15 protein-coding genes and 2 tRNA genes are annotated in these 18,400 nt (G+C 48.9%); 10 read left to right on the top strand and 7 right to left on the bottom strand.

The features are described from left to right. Positions 1-61 precede the first annotated feature (61 nt). Positions 62-550 (bottom strand): hypothetical protein, encoded by a 489-nt coding sequence (locus ABD843_RS04070; RefSeq protein WP_345078912.1) that lies wholly within the window; start codon positions 548-550, stop codon positions 62-64. A 100-nt stretch (positions 551-650) separates the two neighbouring features. Here ABD843_RS04070 and alaS point away from each other — a divergent pair, with 100 nt between their 5' ends. From alaS to ABD843_RS04050, 4 genes are all read left to right on the top strand, one after another. Beyond that, positions 651-3,278 (top strand): alanine--tRNA ligase, encoded by a 2,628-nt coding sequence (alaS, locus tag ABD843_RS04065; protein ID WP_345078909.1) that lies wholly within the window; start codon positions 651-653, stop codon positions 3,276-3,278. A 127-nt stretch (positions 3,279-3,405) separates the two neighbouring features. Further along, on the top strand, positions 3,406-3,627 hold the full coding sequence (locus tag ABD843_RS04060) for a hypothetical protein (protein WP_345078906.1): 222 nt from the start codon (positions 3,406-3,408) through the stop codon (positions 3,625-3,627). 247 nt (positions 3,628-3,874) lie between these two features. Then, positions 3,875-4,399 carry a DUF4402 domain-containing protein gene (locus tag ABD843_RS04055; protein WP_345078903.1) on the top strand — a complete coding sequence of 175 codons (525 nt, stop codon included), beginning with the start codon at positions 3,875-3,877 and terminating at the stop codon, positions 4,397-4,399. 192 nt (positions 4,400-4,591) lie between these two features. Then, positions 4,592-5,326: an outer membrane beta-barrel protein gene (locus ABD843_RS04050; RefSeq protein ID WP_345078900.1), complete on the top strand. Its 735-nt coding sequence runs from the start codon at positions 4,592-4,594 to the stop codon at positions 5,324-5,326. Between the two features lie 177 nt (positions 5,327-5,503). On the opposite strand, the gene ABD843_RS04045 is transcribed toward ABD843_RS04050, so the two are convergent. The 4 genes from ABD843_RS04045 to ABD843_RS04030 form a co-directional block, all read right to left on the bottom strand. Beyond that, a complete protein-coding gene (locus ABD843_RS04045; protein ID WP_345078897.1) occupies positions 5,504-6,226 on the bottom strand; it encodes a hypothetical protein in 723 nt (240 codons plus the stop codon). A gap of 390 nt (positions 6,227-6,616) precedes the next feature. Next, positions 6,617-6,690: transfer RNA gene (locus ABD843_RS04040), tRNA-Met, on the bottom strand. A 167-nt stretch (positions 6,691-6,857) separates the two neighbouring features. Continuing rightward, the gene (locus tag ABD843_RS04035; protein ID WP_345078895.1) at positions 6,858-8,261 is read right to left on the bottom strand and encodes a PI-PLC domain-containing protein; all 1,404 of its coding nucleotides are present in this window, start codon (positions 8,259-8,261) and stop codon (positions 6,858-6,860) included. Positions 8,262-8,296: 35 nt separating this feature from the next. Next, on the bottom strand, positions 8,297-9,415 hold the full coding sequence (locus tag ABD843_RS04030) for an OmpA family protein (protein WP_345078893.1): 1,119 nt from the start codon (positions 9,413-9,415) through the stop codon (positions 8,297-8,299). A 106-nt stretch (positions 9,416-9,521) separates the two neighbouring features. Here ABD843_RS04030 and ABD843_RS04025 point away from each other — a divergent pair, with 106 nt between their 5' ends. From ABD843_RS04025 to ABD843_RS04000, 6 genes are all read left to right on the top strand, one after another. Continuing rightward, positions 9,522-9,887, top strand: a complete 366-nt coding sequence (locus ABD843_RS04025) for a hypothetical protein (protein WP_345078890.1) — start codon at positions 9,522-9,524, stop codon at positions 9,885-9,887. A 2-nt stretch (positions 9,888-9,889) separates the two neighbouring features. After that, a complete protein-coding gene (locus ABD843_RS04020) occupies positions 9,890-10,384 on the top strand; it encodes a hypothetical protein (RefSeq protein WP_345078887.1) in 495 nt (164 codons plus the stop codon). A gap of 75 nt (positions 10,385-10,459) precedes the next feature. Next, positions 10,460-12,610 carry an RHS repeat-associated core domain-containing protein gene (locus ABD843_RS04015; protein ID WP_345078884.1) on the top strand — a complete coding sequence of 717 codons (2,151 nt, stop codon included), beginning with the start codon at positions 10,460-10,462 and terminating at the stop codon, positions 12,608-12,610. A gap of 17 nt (positions 12,611-12,627) precedes the next feature. Next, positions 12,628-13,161, top strand: a complete 534-nt coding sequence (locus tag ABD843_RS04010) for a hypothetical protein (RefSeq protein WP_345078881.1) — start codon at positions 12,628-12,630, stop codon at positions 13,159-13,161. 94 nt (positions 13,162-13,255) lie between these two features. Beyond that, the gene (locus ABD843_RS04005; protein ID WP_345078878.1) at positions 13,256-13,483 is read left to right on the top strand and encodes a hypothetical protein; all 228 of its coding nucleotides are present in this window, start codon (positions 13,256-13,258) and stop codon (positions 13,481-13,483) included. A 6-nt stretch (positions 13,484-13,489) separates the two neighbouring features. After that, positions 13,490-16,312, top strand: a complete 2,823-nt coding sequence (locus tag ABD843_RS04000) for a GEVED domain-containing protein (RefSeq protein ID WP_345078875.1) — start codon at positions 13,490-13,492, stop codon at positions 16,310-16,312. Positions 16,313-16,694: 382 nt separating this feature from the next. Here ABD843_RS04000 and ABD843_RS03995 read toward each other — a convergent pair. Together ABD843_RS03995 and mtaB are read right to left on the bottom strand one after the other, a co-directional pair. Beyond that, positions 16,695-16,767 (bottom strand) — tRNA-Lys (locus ABD843_RS03995). Positions 16,768-16,837: 70 nt separating this feature from the next. Beyond that, positions 16,838-18,124 (bottom strand): tRNA (N(6)-L-threonylcarbamoyladenosine(37)-C(2))-methylthiotransferase MtaB, encoded by a 1,287-nt coding sequence (gene mtaB / locus ABD843_RS03990; protein WP_345078872.1) that lies wholly within the window; start codon positions 18,122-18,124, stop codon positions 16,838-16,840. Between the last annotated feature and the right edge of the window lie 276 nt (positions 18,125-18,400).

Raw genomic sequence — 18,400 nt, 5'->3', positions numbered from 1 at the left:
ATAGCTGCTACAGATATGCGATAGCCGCCCCCATGGGCGGCTATCGGCTTTTATACGAATATCAGGTGGCTGCGGCTGCTGCGGCCCGCTGCATGGTATTGATGGCATATACCAGCAGCAGTAGCAAGAGGGTATCGCGGCCCTCGGTATAGTTGTCATCGGTATCTATATCGTATGTAATGCCGAAGAACCAGAGCTTGAAGTGGGGCACAATGGTGACTATCTGCTGGTCTTGCGAGGAGAACAGGCCATAATGCCCACGAAAGAAGTTGGTGCGTTTTAGGGTATACGATGTGCCATTGGCAGTGGTGATGACCACCTTGCCCATGGGCTTGAAGGTGCAGGATATGAGCTGCTGCCCGTCTTTGGTGACATCTACCGTTCGGTTGAATACCCCACGGGGCGCTACGGTATATTCTGTACCGCCAACTGAGATGATGGCGCCCCTTATGGCCCTCCACGAAGCGCGGCGCACACTGCCCAGCAGGGCGGCCTTGTCGTCCGTCAACTCTATAGACTTGCCATACTTGCCTTTTGCGGTGTATCTCATTGGCGAAAGCTGCTTGTATACCTAAAATTACGGAATATGGGAGTTCCCTTCCTTGCATCTTTTCCATTAGTTTTGCAGCCTGTTTTAATATCATATAATAATGCTCACAGCAACCGAGATACGCCGCCAGTTCCTTGATTTTTTTCGCAGCAAAGGCCATGATATAGTACCATCGGCCCCGATAGTGGTGAAGAACGACCCTACGCTCCTGTTCACCAATGCAGGTATGAACCAGTTCAAGGACTATTTCCTGGGCAACCGCGAGCCGGAGCATACCCGTATAGCCGATACGCAGAAGTGCCTACGCGTGAGCGGCAAGCACAACGACCTGGAGGAAGTAGGTGTGGATACCTATCACCATACCATGTTCGAGATGCTAGGCAACTGGAGCTTTGGCGACTACTTCAAGGCCGAGGCAATAGCATGGAGCTGGGAGTTGCTGACAGAAGTATATGGCATACCGAAGGACAAGCTGTATGTGACCGTTTTTGGCGGGGACAGCGCCGAGGACCTGCCTATGGACCAGGAGGCCTACGACCTGTGGAAACGCCATGTGAGCGAAGACCGTATACTGCTGGGCAGCAAAAAGGACAACTTTTGGGAGATGGGCGATACAGGCCCCTGCGGCCCCTGCTCGGAGATACATGTGGACTGCCGCACCGATGAGGAGAAAGCACAGCAGCCCGGCCGCGACCTGGTGAATGCAGACCACCCGCAGGTGATAGAGATATGGAACAATGTGTTCATGCAGTTCAACAGGCAGAAAGATGGTACGCTGGTGCCACTACCCGCCAAGCATGTAGATACGGGTATGGGCTTCGAGCGGCTGGTGCGTGTGTTGCAGAACAAGCAGAGCAACTATGATACCGATGTATTTACCGGCACCATAGGCATAATAGAGAAGATAGTGGGCAAGCCTTATGGCTACAGCGACCGCAAGCAGGATATAGCCTTCCGTGTGCTGGCCGACCACATAAGGGCCATAGGCTTTACCATAGCCGACGGACAACTGCCATCGAACACGGGCGCGGGCTATGTGATACGCCGCATACTGCGCCGCGCGGTGCGCTACTACTACTCTTACCTGGGGTATAAGCAGCCGCTGCTGTTCCAGCTGATGCCTGCACTGGCAAAGCAGTTCGAGGATGTGTTCCCTGAGCTGCACAAGCAGGCCGACCTTGTGAGCCGTGTGGTAAAGGAGGAGGAAGAGGCCTTCCTGCGTACGCTGGACAAAGGCCTGCGTAAGATAGACGACATAATAGCCGATACACGCAGCCGCGATACCATAACCATAGATGGTAAGGCCGCTTTCGAGCTATATGATACCTATGGTTTCCCTATAGACCTGACGAGGCTGATAGGTAGCGAGCAGGGTCTGCAGGTAGATGAGGATGCCTTTGCCGCCGAGATGCAGCAGCAGAAGGCTCGCAGCCGTGCGGCCACTGCGCTGGACACGCAGGACTGGGTAGTGCTGAGGGAAGGCAATGCCTCGGTATTCGTAGGGTATGACCATCACGAGGCCGATGCCAGCATAATGAAGTACCGCAAGGTGAGCGCCAAGGGCAAGGAATCTTACCAGATAGTGCTGGATACCACCCCTTTCTATGCCGAAAGCGGTGGCCAGGTGGGCGATACGGGCGAGTTGATATTCCCCAACGAGGCCATACAGATAATAGATACGAAGAAAGAAGATGGCATGATAGTACACTTTGCAGAGGTGTTGCCGGAGAATGTGACGGCCCCTGTGCATGCGCGTATAGATGCCGGCAAGCGTGTGGCCACAGCGGTGCACCACAGCGCCACGCACCTGCTGCATGCCGCCCTGCGCGAGGTACTGGGCACGCATGTGGCCCAGAAGGGATCGCTGGTGAACGAGGAGCATCTGCGTTTCGACTTCTCGCACTTTGCCAAGGTAACAGAGGAGGAGCTAAAGCGCATAGAGGCCATAGTGAACCAGAAGATACGCGAGAACATACCCGTAGTGATAAAGGAAATGGCCAAAGAGGAGGCAGTGGCAATGGGCGCCATGGCGCTCTTTGGCGAGAAATATGGCAATACCGTGCGCGTGGTGGTAATGGATCCGCAGTACTCTATAGAGCTGTGCGGTGGTACCCATGTGGGCGCTACAGGACAGTTGGGGTACTTCAAGATAACGAGCGAGGCGGCAGTGGCCGCAGGCGTGCGCCGTGTAGAGGCGGTGAGCGGGCTGGCCGCAGAGCACTTCATAAACGAGCAACTGCAGCTGATAGCCAACATAGCGGCGCAGTTGAAGAATGCCAAAGACCCGGTGAAGGCCATAGAAAAACTACAGGAAGAGCGTACCCAACTGGAAAAACATGTAGAGAACCTGGAGGCACGCCAGTTGGTGGGTATTCGCAACGAACTGCTGACGAAAGACGAGATAGTGAACCAGGTATCGTACATAGGGCAGATAGTGACCGTGAGCAGCGCCGATGGCCTGAAAAAGCTGTGTACCGACCTGAAGAACCACCTGAACGACCATGTGGTAGTGCTGTGCGCCAATATAGATGGCAAGGCCTTTGTAGCTGTAGGCGTGGACGAAAAGGTACATGCCGCCCGCGGACTGGATGCTGGCAAGATAATAAAGGAGCATGTGGCGCCCCTGATAAAGGGCGGTGGCGGCGGGCAAAAGACCCTTGCTACGGCAGGTGGGCAGGATGTAGGTGGGCTGCAGGCCGTTATAGACAAAGTGCGGGGGCTGCTGTAAGATGGCCATATACCATTCCCTGTAAAGAAAGACCATTGTCAAAAAAGATATAAGTATCAGGGGGTGTGCAAATGTAAATGCGGAAGGAGTTTATGATATTTACGCTACAAAAAACATAATATATACAATGAAAAAACTTTTTCCTCTGATGGTGGTAGCTGTTGCAGCATCAATGTTCACATCTTGTAAGAAAGACTATACCTGCACCTGTACCATCACTACCGGTAGCACAACTGTTACTCAGCCATATGCACTGGGCAAACAATCAAAGAGTGATGCGAAAGACGCATGCGATAAGATGTCTGCAACTTATACTACAGCACTGAGCACCGCATCTTGCAAACTGTAATGCGATTTTTTTAATAGTTATAAAAGACCGCTCTCATGAGCGGTCTTTTTCTTTGTGTTCGGTCTAGCTTTTCTATTTTCTGGAATTATTGTCCGCGTGGTGGATGTTTGGCATAGCATGTAAAAATTCAACTGTTTGATTTTCAATTATTTATGTTTCTGGCACAGCGTTGGTTATATACCTGTCAAACCTACCTGCGGCAGGCAGGCAACAAACAATCTAAACAAACAAACTAAAACGAACTACAATGAAAAACATCTTCAAGTCTCTCGCTCTCGCTACTGTTGCACTGGTATCTTTTTCTAACAGCTCATTCGCACAGGCCACTGCAACAGCTTCTGCATCTGCTAACATCATAACTCCGATATCTATAGTAAAGACAGTAGATATGAACTTCGGTAACGTGGCCGTATCTGCAACTATAGCCGGTACTGCTGTTCTGGCTCCTGCAGGTACCCGCACTACAGGCGGTGCAGGTGGTGTTACCCTTCCTGCTACTACAGGTACCGTAGCTGCTGCCAGCTTCACAGTTTCTGGTCAGGGTGGTTATACTTACGCAATAACTCTTCCTACTTCTTGCACAATAACAGACGGTGCTACACACAACATGACCGTAGACAACTTTACCAGCTCACCTTCTGCCACAGGTACCCTGAGCGCGGGCGGTACTGAGACCCTGAACGTAGGTGCTACCCTGAACGTAGCTGCCGGTCAGGCTTCTGGTCTGTACACCAACGCTACCGGTGTGCCCGTAACAGTGAACTACAACTAATAGTAAAGAATATAGTGATATAGGTTTGGTGCAGCGCCCCGGAAACGGGGCGCTTTTGTTTTGCATCACCCTCCCAAAGCCTCGTTGCCGCAGTATCGCATTGCCACATTCCGTCACATTATCGCATTATTCCTTTCTTTTTAACAATTTATCCATCGGGCAGCTATTATATTTGCGCCCTAATACATGAATATGCGGAAGATCCTGGCTGTAATAGCGCTGATGGTGGTATGTGCTACCCGCGTCTCTGCCCAAAACGGCTACTCTATCAATGTAAGCAGCAAGGATTCCCTGCCGCAGATAACGAAGTCGGCGCGCGACTTCGTGCTGGTGCAGTTCGGCTACGCCAGTTGGAACAAGGAAACGAGCGATACGGCCAAGGTGAACACAAAACCATTTGCCTATACCTTCAATGCGTTCCTGTGCTATGACTTCCCTATAAAGAAGAGCAAGCTGAGCTTTGCCGCAGGCCTGGGCATAAGTACCACATCGATATACATGGACAAACAGGTACTGTATACAAGCGATACGGGTGTGGGCGGCTATGATGCCAACTTCATGAAGGACTCTATAACCGGCTATAAGCGCTATAAGTTCAACACTGCATACCTGCAGGCGCCGTTCGAGCTGAGGTATTTCAGCAATATCAATAACAGGAACAAGGGCTTCAAGGCGGCCATAGGTCTGCAGGTAGGGACCCTGCTAGGTGCGCATACCAAAGGACTGCGCTCGGTAGAAGGAACCAATATAAAGGATAAAGTAAGCACCAAACGCTATATAAGCCCATGGAACTTTGCCGCTACGGCGCGTGTGGGCTGGGGCAATTTCTCCATATTCGGCTCATATAATCTTACCAATGTCTTCAAAGACAATGCCGGACCTACGTTGACACCTATGTCGGTAGGTATATGCCTCACAGGCCTGTAACTGTATGTGATAGTGAAAAAGAAAGGGGAGCCTTGAAAGACACCCCTTTATGGAAATCTATATATGGTCATTTCCTCACCTAAATTTCCATCAAACACACACACTATACGGAAATGCAAAATAAATAGTTCAAAAACCGTACCAGTATCTATTGAATATTCGTTAAAAACGGCCCCATTAGTAGGTGATGGTGCGTAAAGTATAGGATAGTACCCTGTGGTTGCGCAGGCATGTTTTTTTCACCCAGTTTCCTTTCTCGTCATATATGTATTCGTAACGTGTAACGACCGGGTAGGGCTCCCGTGCCAGTTTGATGCTATAAGAGACCTCCTGTATCATATGCCCTTTATCGTTGTAAGTGCAGATGTACGGATAACCGGCCATAGATGAATATTCGTATATGGTCACTTCCTGTCCGCAGGTATCGTAGCGGTAGTAGATATGTTCTTCCGGCTTGCCGTTCAGGTCTTTAGCTACCGCCTGGCCCAGTGTATCGTACCTGATGTATGATATGTTCCTCTCGGTATCGCCCGGGCAGCGACAAATGGTGATGGCTATCTCCTGTGAGCTGAGCAGCCTGTCGATCTCATCGTAGGTGAAGGTGACCGTGCTTTCCAGCCCGTCCTTTCCGTAATACTCCATTTTGGCAAGGCGGTCCCTTTTGTTGTAATAGCTGATCCGTTTGGTGGTGTACTGGAGGGTATCTGAGTCGTAAACAAATTTGGTCATTTGCTTGCGCGAAAGATCGTAGGTATAAATGGTGGTATGAACAGGACCGGTAATGCCGGGATAGTATTTATGGTCCTCTACCCGCTGTACATTGCCCTTCCACTCCGTTCTGACGCGAGCCCGGGAGACCCCGGGCAGCAGGAGCATGCAGATAACGAATACGCGTGTCATAAATGCAATATGAAAATTACGAAAAATGTAGAAGCGTTATCTGGGATGGAAGAAAAAAGGCACCCGAATGGATGCCTTTTCTGTGTGTAGCGAGATCGGGAGTTGAACCCGAGACCTCAGGGTTATGGATCGTGCGCTCTGGGTCGTCAATAAAAAAAGGCACCCGAATGGATGCCTTTTCTGTGTGTAGCGAGATCGGGAGTTGAACCCGAGACCTCAGGGTTATGGATCCTGCGCTCTGGATCGTCAATGAAAAAAGGTGCCGCAAATGGGCACCTTTTGTTTGTGTGTAGCGAGATCGGGAGTTGAACCCGAGACCTCAGGATTATGGATCCTGCGCTCTGGATCGTCAATGAAAAAAGGCACCCGAATGGATGCCTTTTCTGTCTGTAGCGAGATCGGGAGTTGAACCCGAGACCTCAGGGTTATGAATCCTGCGCTCTAACCGCCTGAGCTACCTCGCCAAAAATTTGGACTGCAAAGGTATATAAATATTCCAATAAACACTAGATAATACCTAATTTTTTTGAACCGGAGCCCTTGTAGCCATAGCTGTCACAAAAAGACCCGCCGGCCAGCCCTGTTGGGGGCTGCCGGCGGGCAACAACACACGCCTTCGGGTGTTTTTTCGTCAGGGGGTGATGTTATTGAGCATGCAGCAATAGACATAGTGCTGCAGACCTATCATATCGGCATAGAGAACGTTGGGCAGACGGGGCAGTTTTTTCTGCATGGCCAGGGCCTGAAATTCAGGTAGCTGGCTGTTGGCCTCATTGGCCAGGGAGATAATGGGCGTACATAAACAGTTGGCAGCGATAGAGATACCGTTACCTAAGGGGCCCAGCAAGGGCAAAACGACCTGTATCCACGTTTTATTTCCAGAGCATGCTGCGGCCTGTTCGGGCTCTTGTGTAAGTGTCCATGACAGGTAGAAGTAGGTACTTGCGTTATTAGTATCGCAGAGTGCCCCTATCTGCCCGTACATCATAGAATCTACATCGTTGGTCTGGCTAAAATTATTGTAAACGGAGGAAGGGGTGATCTGTATGCCCTGCGAGGTATTGCCGGTGACATTCATTTCCGGATCGAACATGACGATGACCTTTGCCCCATTGGCGGTAAGTGTACCGATATTGGTGGTAAGGAAATTGCCATTGCCGGTGTAGAGATAACTGCCCAGGGAGTCGTATATCTGTGTCATAAGGGTGCTCAGATCTGCCGGAGTGAAGTAGGAGTTGTTCTGGGGGTTGGCATAGAGGTCTAAGAAGTGGGAGAACTCCAGTATCACCACCTCTTTGCTGCCGGGCTGGGATATGAATGTCTTTACCTGGTTTAGCAGAGATGCTACAGTAGCGCCGGTACAGCCCTGGTAGCTGTTCAGCGGTGCTACCCAGCCATAGTGGCCCAAGTATATAGTACCGCTATTGTCTATGATGACAGGGCGGCAATCGAACAGGCGAATGCCGGAGAGGAGCATTTGCAGGAAGGAGTACTGCTGTGTCTGCGTATTGGCAGTACTGCCTCCTGCAGTGCAGTTGGAGCTGGTGGCCATAGCGGCATCGTGGGCGCCGGGAATGACGATGTTCTGCAGGGTAGAACCCCGGATGCTAGTGTTGCTCGTCATCCAGGATTCGGAAGGGTCGGTGATGGTGACGTAAATGAAATTGGCGGATGTGATATTGCTGGCTATGGTAATGCCAGATGCCGATACCCCGGAAATAGCATACGACCCCACTCCTTCAGACAGCACGAAACCGCCACTGATATTGTTGCCGCTGACAGTGATGGTGGCCATTGTGGCCTGGGTGTAATCGGCCTCGATATATTGCTGCGGTATGCCTGTCATAGGTGGCAGGGAAATGCCCAGCGTAGGCGCATCGCCACTTTCCCAGCCCGATGGGTCGACGACATTGAGCGTTATGGTATCGGGTGTGCTGTTGTAGATGTTGAGGTAGCCGCCTATACCGGCCGTGGCATGGCTACCGGCTCCCAACAGGAGTGCCAGTAGCTGCATAAGAACGATGTGTTTTTTCATTAGGATATGTGGTTGTTCAATGATGATGAAATGATCTATTGGTCATTGGTGAGGCGTATCCTCACTCTGCGGTTCTGTGCGCGGCCGTCCTTTGTGCTGTTGGTGCCTTCGGGCTCTTTGCTGCCGTGGCCTTTTATCTTTATCTGCGAGCCGTCCACGCCCTTGCGTACCAGGTAGCGTTTCACGGCACTGGCGCGTTTGCGGGAGAGGGTGCGGTTGTATTTCGCATTACCGGTATTATCGGTATAGCCGTCGAGCTGTATGTATGCGCCGGGAGTAGCCTTGTAAAGCCGTGCGGCTTCGTCCAGTTGCGGATGGTCGTCCTTGCTTATAGTGGTCTTCGCCACGCGGAAAAGAACAGGCCTGGAGATGTCTATGACGGGCTTTGCCACTTCTTTCTTCGGCTCTTCTTTGGGAGGCTCGGGGCAGCCATTATGGGCAGCCGTGCCAGATACCTCGGGGCAGTTGTCTTTATTGTCGGGCAGGCTATCGCCATCGGTATCGGGGCAGCCGGCGGCAGATGCCGGGCCTTTCTTAGACGGGCAGGCGTCGTCCTTGTCGGCCACACCATCATCATCTGCATCGGGACAGCCACGGGTAGCTGCAGGGCCATACTTATGAGGGCATGCATCCTTTGCATCAGTTATACCATCGCCATCGGCATCGGGGCATCCGTGCAGCTCTTTCAGGCCGGCCACATCGGGGCAATGATCTTTGGCATCTGTTATACTATCGCCATCGCGGTCGGGGCAGCCTTTGAAGTGTGGCAGACCGGCTATATCGGGGCAGAGGTCGCGCTTGTCGGTTATGCCGTCGTGGTCCATATCTTTTGCCTTGCCCAGGAACCAGCGCACACCTATATCGCCCCCGAAAGAGCTGTTATCACTTTTAGTGACACCATTGAGCATACCGCTGTATGTTCCGGCCCTGTCGGTGATAGTATAAGTTGCAGATGCATCGTTGCTATATACCTGTTTTGCATAGTAGACACCTACCTTGAGGAAGAGCATATCGCTGAGGCGGTAGCTAAGGGCAGGATGCAGCATAAGACCTACAGACCCCGTCTTGTACGATGCTGAACCCGTATTGGCAGCAGGCTTTACGCCCAGGCCTATGTTGTAGCCCTGTGCCTGCAGGTCGTAGAATTTCTGCATACAAGAGGTAAAGTATGATGAAAGTGCTAGTTACCCTTCGTATAACTCAGCAGCTAATGCTAAAGATGCCGACTTCGCAAATACAAGTGCTGATGTAGGTTTTTGGTTGCAGCAAGGTTTGAATAATGTTGGGCAAGAGACCAGAGATAATGGTGGACCTATACTTAATAGTTCAAAGTCAGCGCCTAAAGAAATCCCAGAAGGTATAATATACGGAAGAAAAGACCGTAATAACCAGATTAAACCATATGTTGGTCAAGCCAAGAATGAGAATAGATACCTTCAACGTCAAAAAGAACATGCTCGTAATAACCCAGATGCAGACTTTGAATTTGAAATACTAGACAGAGCAACACCTGGCAAGGCTTTGAATCTTGCTGAACAAAAACATATTGATGCAGGTGGAGGTCCAACAAATAAGAGTAATCCTAATGGACAATTGTCAAATAAAAAGAATGTAATAAAAAAATAGCGATGAAACTTAAAGAAGGAGATTTATTCACATTACGCGTTAGCGATTCTAACTATGCCATTGGCCAGATAAGATGTATTCTTAACAAGGAGAGTCTCACAGTTGTAATTTTTAAAGGACTACAAGGCATTACATCGCCAATTGATCCAAAAGAAATTATTAAGAATGATGTACTATTCTTTGCAAATACGTTTGATGCAAAATTCTATCATAAACATTGGATAGTATTTGCAAATATTCAGACAAATCTAGAGGGCATTAGATTGCCTGTATATAAACTGGGAACAGACGATATGCCACAATACGAGGATTTTTTTCAGAATCCTTTGCCGTCTACGGCCATAAAATCTTTTGAAAAAGATAAAATTAGTTATCGCAATTATGTTGCTCCAGTAAGAGTAGAAAAAGCAGTAAAAGCTTATTATAATTTAGAAGAATGGAACACTGATTACGATAAGCTACTCTACAAAAATTTGTTTTTCTATAGTGTTCAATAGAGAAAACGGTAAGAGAAAAGCCCGATAACGGTCCGAAGCCGAATGGTGCAACGCCACTGAAATAAAATAGTAGTAATGAAGCTGACGCCCCCAATAAGAACATGGTTGTTGATAGCAAGCCTTTTGGTATGCTACAGGGGGCTTTGTTTTGCTGATGCCATAGGCAACCTTTCTGCCAACCTGGAGAGCGGGCAGGATACCATTGTCTGGAACCTGTACAACAAGGTGGTAGGCTTCATCAACAATACCGATACCAGCCTTGTGACCTACCAGTACGATGCGGCCGGCAACCGCGTGGCCAAGCACTACAGCAAGATAGGCAGCTTGCCTAAGGTAAGGCACGATGAATACTACATACGCGATGCCGGGGGCAATATACTGGCTACTTACAAAGGTTCTGGTACGTCCAGAAATCCTGGCTTCTACCACGATTTCGCCCTTGCATCTCACGATATATATGGCAGTAGCCGGCTGGGGCAGAAGCAGTATTATGGGCAGGAGATAGGTATGACGGTAGATGGCACTGTGATACCCACAGGTGTGTACGATACGGTGCGCCTGTTTGCCCGGGTGCCATGGTATAGCCTGGAGTGCCAGGACGTGATAACGATAGATAGTACCAACCCCTATGGCAACAGCGACAAGCTATGGCGCTATGCGAAGCATGGTACGGGCCAGAACGAGTATGAAGTGCCCGACCACCTGGGCAATGTGCTGGCCACCCTCAGCGACAAGCGCAAGGGTAGCGAGTTCACCCCTGTGAGCGGCTGGCTCACCACGGGTGTAGATGCCCTTATAGATGCGTGGGCGCCCATAGTGCCCTCCGCGCACGACCACTATCCTTTTGGGCAGTACATACCCGGCCGCTATACGGTCGATACGGCCACACACTGCTTCACCACCACCTACAGCGGCATGGGCAATGTGCTGGTATACCGCGGCTACGACCTCGCGTTCACCTCGTTCGGCGGGGCCTTTGTGGGTATAGTAGGGGCTACCTCCGGCATTGGCGGTGGCCTTACCGGTTATCATATTTACAGCACAGGTGCGGGCATGGGAGGCGAGATAGACCTTGCGGTATCATCATACTGCGACAATGTGCAGACAGCCGTGAACAGCATGATAAACCTGCACGACATCACCGTTACCGATGTTAGTACGGGTTCTGCCATAGGGCCTACCCTAAGCATGGCCAGCGGTATACCCACCGTAATAACGGTGAACATTACCAGCACCCCGCACAGCGGCAACATACACCTGAAGATAGAATGCACCAACCCCGGTGGCGGCGATGTGGAACTGGTAAGCATACGCGCCCAGCAAGACACCGTAGTACCGCGCAACATCGTAAGCACGGTGTGCAACAATGATGGATATAGGTATGGGTATAATGGGCAGATGAAGGAGAATGAAGTGGCGGGTGTGGGCAACCACTATTCTGCATTGTATTGGGAGTATGACCCGAGGATAGGAAGGAGGTGGAATAAAGATGATTGGAACGGTAATCCTTCGATTTCAACGTATTCAACTTTCAGTGGCAACCCTATCTCCCGAAACGATCCTCTAGGAAATATTGATGACTGGGTTGAAAAGAAGGATGGAAATATCGTTTGGGACAAAGATGCAACTTCTCAGGCAACAACTAAACCAGGTGAAAAATACTTGGGGAAAGCGGTGGTTGATTTTAAAGGTAGCAGAGATGAAAAGCTTGGCGAAGGGGAGAATCTTTTTGGCAAGGGAGCAAAGCTTGCTGACGTTACTGTATATGGACCTAAAGGAGAAAATGATATTCAGTATTATAAAGGCCTCTCGATGACATCTGATTTCAAAACGTTTGGTGCAATTGATGATGGTGACTATACCGTCTCGTATCGAAATCCAGGTAAGTCAGGAGCCTTAAAATCTAACTGGGCAATCAATAATACAGGTCCAGTCAATACGTTAGATGGAGTTAATCCAAGTCCTATACACCCATATAGTGCTACTCAGAAAGATGGTGTATATATCCACACATCGAATAGAAATGGTTGGGCTGGTAAAACGTATTATAAAGACGGTCCGCTAAAGGGCAAATTAAAGGGAGGTGTGACTACGGGATGCCTTATCATTACACCTACTCAATATGATATCAAAGGGAATGTCAAAAGTATTGGTTGGAATGAATTCAACCAGCAGTTAAATGGTGTAAAACAATTTCATTTACAGGTAAACGGTAGAAGCAAATGATGTATCGTATAATATTAATGGTGCAGTTTCTCTTCATTTCGTGTGGAGTGATTCTAGCTCAGGAAAATGAATTTGATGGTAATGCATTCCTGTTGAATGATCATCGATGTACTATATATATCGATAGTGTAGGCTCAAAAGTATGCCGTATCGTTAAGAATGATGAACTAAAAGACAAATACTACATCTTTAAATTTGTTAGAACACATGGGGACAGGATTAAAGTAAAGGTGAAATACACGATTGACGCAGAACATGATGCAAAACAGGTTCTATCGGGCTGGATAAAGTCTGGTGATATTGGTATTTATTATGCTGCAAAGCGCTCGGTTATGCCATTCGTTTATACGGGGACGGATAACACCTCTAGCAAAATTTATATTGATTCAAACAGGTTGGCAAACCCCTTTTCAATTAGCAAAGTAGCCTTCATTCGTAATCAGATTTGGTTGCAAATTGTCCTTGAGAAAAGGGGTGAAGGGGTATTGCACGGTTGGCTTTCTCCCACTATGCAATGTGTGGACATTTGGAACGCATGTTTGGGGAACTAAAAAAACGGAATAGCATAAAGAGATGAATAGGATGAAACAGGTAAAAATATGGCTAATGTTTCTGTGCCTTTTGGCATGTGGCAGGGCTATGGGTATGCCTGTAAGTAAATTCACTTCCGGCATGGGAGGCGAGATAGACCTTGCTGTATCATCGTATTGCGACAATGTGCAGATAGCCGTGAACAGCATGATAAACCTGCACGACATCACCGTTACCGATGTTAGTACGGGCTCTGCCATAGGCCCCACCCTAAGCATGGCCAGCGGCATACCCACCGTAATAACGAACAAAAATAAAGAACTATACAACTCTATAAAATAACAAAAAATGGACCTTAGAAGATATATGCGTGTTTTTTTGCTGCTGCTGTGTGTGGCGGGCATGGCCAATAGTTATGGGCAGGGGTGCGATACCGCTACTGCGCCGGTCTTCAGTAAAAGCTGCTTCACAGAGTATTTCACCAATATACATGCCACCGGAGATATGGGTACCACATCTACCATCAGCGTGAATGCCACCAGCTGCACCGGCACCTATACCGACCTCTCTGCCACCCAGGGTATAGATGCCCCCGTAGGCGCCAAGGTATACTTGCATATATCGCGCTACACAACTCACTATACGGGTTATGTATCGGTTTATATAGACTGGAATCGTGATAATATATTCGGGTCGACAGAGTATGCTAACTGGCCTGCAAATCCTACCCCCGATGTGGAGCTTGGCCCCACTGTCATGGACTCGGTTTATGAAATAAGTCTTGTTTGTGGTGCCCCTGCAGGGCGCTACCATATGCGTGTGATGCTTTCGGAGGCTCGTAACAATACCGATGCCCCTTGTATTGGCACTTACGGTCAGGCCTATGATTTTTATTTCAACTCATATTGTCCCAATAATATTCTTGTAGGTGATACTCTGCTTTGTCGCAATGATACAGCCACGTTGAGAGCTAGCTATGGGTGTGGGGAATGGGAAAGTAGCAATTCAATATATGTTTCGGTAGATACTAATGGTGTTATTACCTCTGGTACCGCCACAGGTACCGCAATCATCACATATTCTTCCATTGCTTGTGGGCGCTCAACCGTGGTGGTGTCAGTAGCGCCTGCCACTATAGCAATGCCGACCCCTCTATGTATCGGAGGTATAGCCACTGCGACATCTTGGCCCGCAGGTGGTTCATGGAGTATAGGGTCTAGTTATGTAGCAATTATCAGTGCCTCTGGCGCTACTTGCGATGTTACGGGTGTACACGCAGGCAGTACCGCACTCACATATACTTTTGGAGATTGTTCTGCGAGTATGCCGATGAATATTTATAGTAATGTTTCGGTCAGTGGTGATGCTATTGTGTGTCCGGCTGGTACCAAGGCACTATCTGTTGTACCCCCGGGTGGTACATGGAGCAGTAACAATACCTCTATTGCTACCATAGGTACAGGAGGCGTAGTAACAGGCGTTATTCCCGGCACAGTTATTATCACATATACGGCGCCTTATGGTGGATGTATGGGCTATAAGATAATGACGGTAGAAGATGTTATTACGCCTTATGAGGTTGACGTCTGTGCCGGAGCTACGACCACATTGACTGCAACACCATCTGGTGGTACCTGGGCCTTGCATTTTACTGCATCGGGAATGACACATAGCTCGGATGGAGTACTTTCTGGCATATATACCTATCGTGATGGGTCAATGGCCACATACACAACACCTGCCGGGTGTCAGGGTACGACCTTGGTAAATGTTAACAGTGCCCGGATCCATCTGCCAGATGCCATATGTATTGGCTCTTCAATACAGGTGTGGATATCTTTTAATCCAGAGCTTCCTCCAAGTCCTGTATCGGGTGTTATGTTAAGCAGTAGTGATCCTTCTGTGGCAACTGCCAATGGCAGTACCGGTTATGTTACTGGTGTCGCAACAGGAACGGCCATTATCACATATACTATGACCCCTGGTTGTATTGCCACTAAAACTGTTGCTGTTGGCACAACACCTTTAATGCCGACTATGAACTTATGTATGGGTAATATTCTGGACTTCTCTATAGATGGTGATGGCACATGGACCAGCAGCGATATCGCGGTAGTTGATGTTGAGCTTAACGATGGTCTAGTAACGACCGTGGGGACAGGCACCGCAAATATTACCTTCACACCTGCCTCGTATTTTGGTGCCGGATGCCCTGTCGTTCATCAGATAGCTGTTTTAGAATCACCTATTGTTTCGGGTACTTCTACCGTTTGCCAAGGCTCTACCATTACCCTTACAGGAAGCCCATCTGGCGGCACATGGTACAGTAGCAACTTACAGGCAAGTGTAAGTGGTGGTGGGGTAGTTGCCGGCATGGCTGCTGGAACACCTACCATCGTTTATGTGGCCTCTAATGGATGCGAAGCAACTAAGGTAGTTACTGTTTATGGTATGCCAGCCATTTCGGGAGCTTCATCCGTTTGTGCCCCTACCACCCTATCCTCTAATATGAGTGGCGGAACTTGGTCAAGCGGTAATATTGGTCTCGCAACGGTAACAAGTGGTGGTATCGTAACTAGTTTAGCATATGGCAGTGTTCTCATCTCTTACACAAGTATGCAAGGATGCGTGGGTACATATTCAATAACATCGCTAAAGCCTCAAATTACGAACAGCAATGACAATTATTGCATTACGGGAACCGGTTATTCGTTGACTGGTTCTCCCACAGGAGGGGTGTGGACTAGCTCTGATCCATCTCTACTTTCTATATCTCCATCGGGGGATATTACTATTAGAGATAATGACCCCGGGGGCTCTGTTGTTCTTATGTATGATCTTGGAAGTTGTCCTGTATCAAAAACAGTTACTGTTCGTAATCGTCCGGAGTTGATAACGGTAAGCGGACTCCCTGTTGTTTATCTATCTTCACATGTGATATACGGTGTGGCTATGAATTATTCACCTTGGGCGAGTAGCGCACCTTGGGGGCCTTCATATGGTTTTTCTCAGGAACCAGTAGCAACGCCTCGAGTAAATATTTATTCTAATTTTACTGGCGATCTTACTGTAGCTCCTGCTAGTGTAGGCAAAGGCTACTTTTGTATTTTTATTCAATTAGAAGGCAAACTGTGCTATTCTAAAAAGGTAAAAGTATTTGTATTGTATTAGGTCTGATTGGATTTGGCTGTTTGTTAATGGCTTTCATGCGAAATAGTTCAATATAAGAGTGGAGTAGTACTGAACGCTATTACGTTTTATGTGAATAATTTATTATTATTATTTATGCAGGATGCTTTAGTAGATTGTTTATATTTCGATTGCAATAATGCGTCCAAAAATAGTTGGTAGTTTTCGATTTGAAGTAGACACGATTCTGCCAGCGAGCACAAATGCAATAATAAAATTCACATGTATGACATGTATGGTAAAAAACATTTAAAGCACTTCCCTGCCACGAATACTGCAATTTTCAGTGCGGGCAAATTTCGATGAAAGTAAAAAGGCGTCACACTTTGCATGTAACGCCTTGATAATCAATTGAATTAAGGTGTGGTCGCGTAGGGACTCGAACCCTAGACCCGCTGATTAAGAGTCAGCTGCTCTACCAACTGAGCTACGAGACCATTCATTATGGGAGTGCAAATTTAGGGGTATCGGACGATGTATGCAAATCGTGGTGGAATTTCTTCTCTTTTACAAGGTCCAATCCACCACCCGGTTCACCATTTCCTGGCGGAAGGGGGCCTGTACCTTGATGTAGTTGTCGCTATAGCCTTCCATCATCCCGTTCTTTTCGGCATGCTCGAAGAGTACTTTGCGTGTAGCGCCCGTATGTGCCTCGGTGAAATAGCGCATTTTCTGGAACGATAGGTTGCGCAGCGTCTTGTTACGCTCGTTGCGCACATGCATGGGCACCTGTGGCCTCATTTCGGCGGCCAGGGTATTGGTCCGCTCTGAGTAGGTGAAGACATGCAGATAAGATATGTCCAGGTCGTGCAGGAAGCGGAATGTCTCATCCATATCTGCATCGGTCTCGCCGGGGAAGCCTACTATCACATCTACCCCTATGCAGCAGTGGGGCATCAGTTGCTTTATCAGCGCCACCCTGTCGGCATACAGGTCGCGGCGGTAGCGGCGGCGCATGAGGCCCAGTATGCGGTCGCTGCCGCTCTGCAATGGTATATGGAAGTGAGGCATGAATCTTTTGGACCCCGCCACCAGCCGTATCACCTCGTCGGTGAGCAGGTTTGGCTCTATAGACGATATGCGGAACCGCTCTACACCTGCCGCTGCATGGCTGTCTATGGCCTGTATCAGCTCGTAGAAAGAGGTATCGCGAGTGCGCCCGCCATCGGCGCCCTTGCCAAAGTCGCCCAGGTTTATGCCGGTAAGTACTACTTCCTTCACGCCTGCGGCGGCCAGTTCTTCTATATTGTTCAGTACGCCCTGTATGCTGTCGCTGCGGCTGTGGCCGCGTGCCAGTGGTATGGTGCAAAAGCTGCAATTGTAGTCGCAGCCGTCCTGTACCTTCAGAAAGGTACGGGTGCGGTCGTTGACGGAGTAAGAGCTATGGAAACCGCCTACATCCTCTATATCGCAAGAGCATATGCGGGCGCCACCGCCATCGGCCGGGCCGGCGGTTATCTCCCTCAGGTGGGTGGCCAGGTTGAATTTCTCTGCAGCGCCCAGCACCAGGTCCACACCTTCTATGGCGGCTATCTCCTGAGGCTTCAGCTGGGCATAGCAGCCGGTGATGACCACTGTGGCATCGGGATTGCGTTTCTGTATGCGGCGTACTATCTGGCGGCATTCCTTATCGGCATTCTCGGTCACAGAGCAGGTGTTGATCACATATACATCGGCCACCTCGTCGAATTCTTTCTTTGTGAACCCATCGGCCTCCAGCATACGGCCAAGGGCCGATGTTTCGGAGTAGTTGAGCTTACAACCCAGCGTATGGAATGCCACAGACCTATTCATATATGCCCTACGATACTAAAAGGCCGCAAAGTTAGGGTTAAATACCCACAATGTCCTTTTCGAATAATAAATATCGTCAATATAAAAGCAGGTAGTGTAGCTACTTTAAGCGTAAATTTCAATACAAAGTATGCGCAACGTGTTGCGGTGCTGATACTCAGTTACGGACGATATTGACGCATTCATCAGATCTTGACACGATTATTAGGTAGTGTCTCAGTTTGAAATTATTTGCTACGCTCCCTGACCATTTCATCAAATTCATCGGAATACCAA

Origin of the sequence: Nemorincola caseinilytica, assembly GCF_039540515.1 — a bacterium.
GTDB lineage: Bacteria > Bacteroidota > Bacteroidia > Chitinophagales > Chitinophagaceae > Nemorincola > Nemorincola caseinilytica.
Note: the sequence above shows the minus strand (reverse complement) of the source record. Positions and strands in the feature narration are given on the sequence as shown.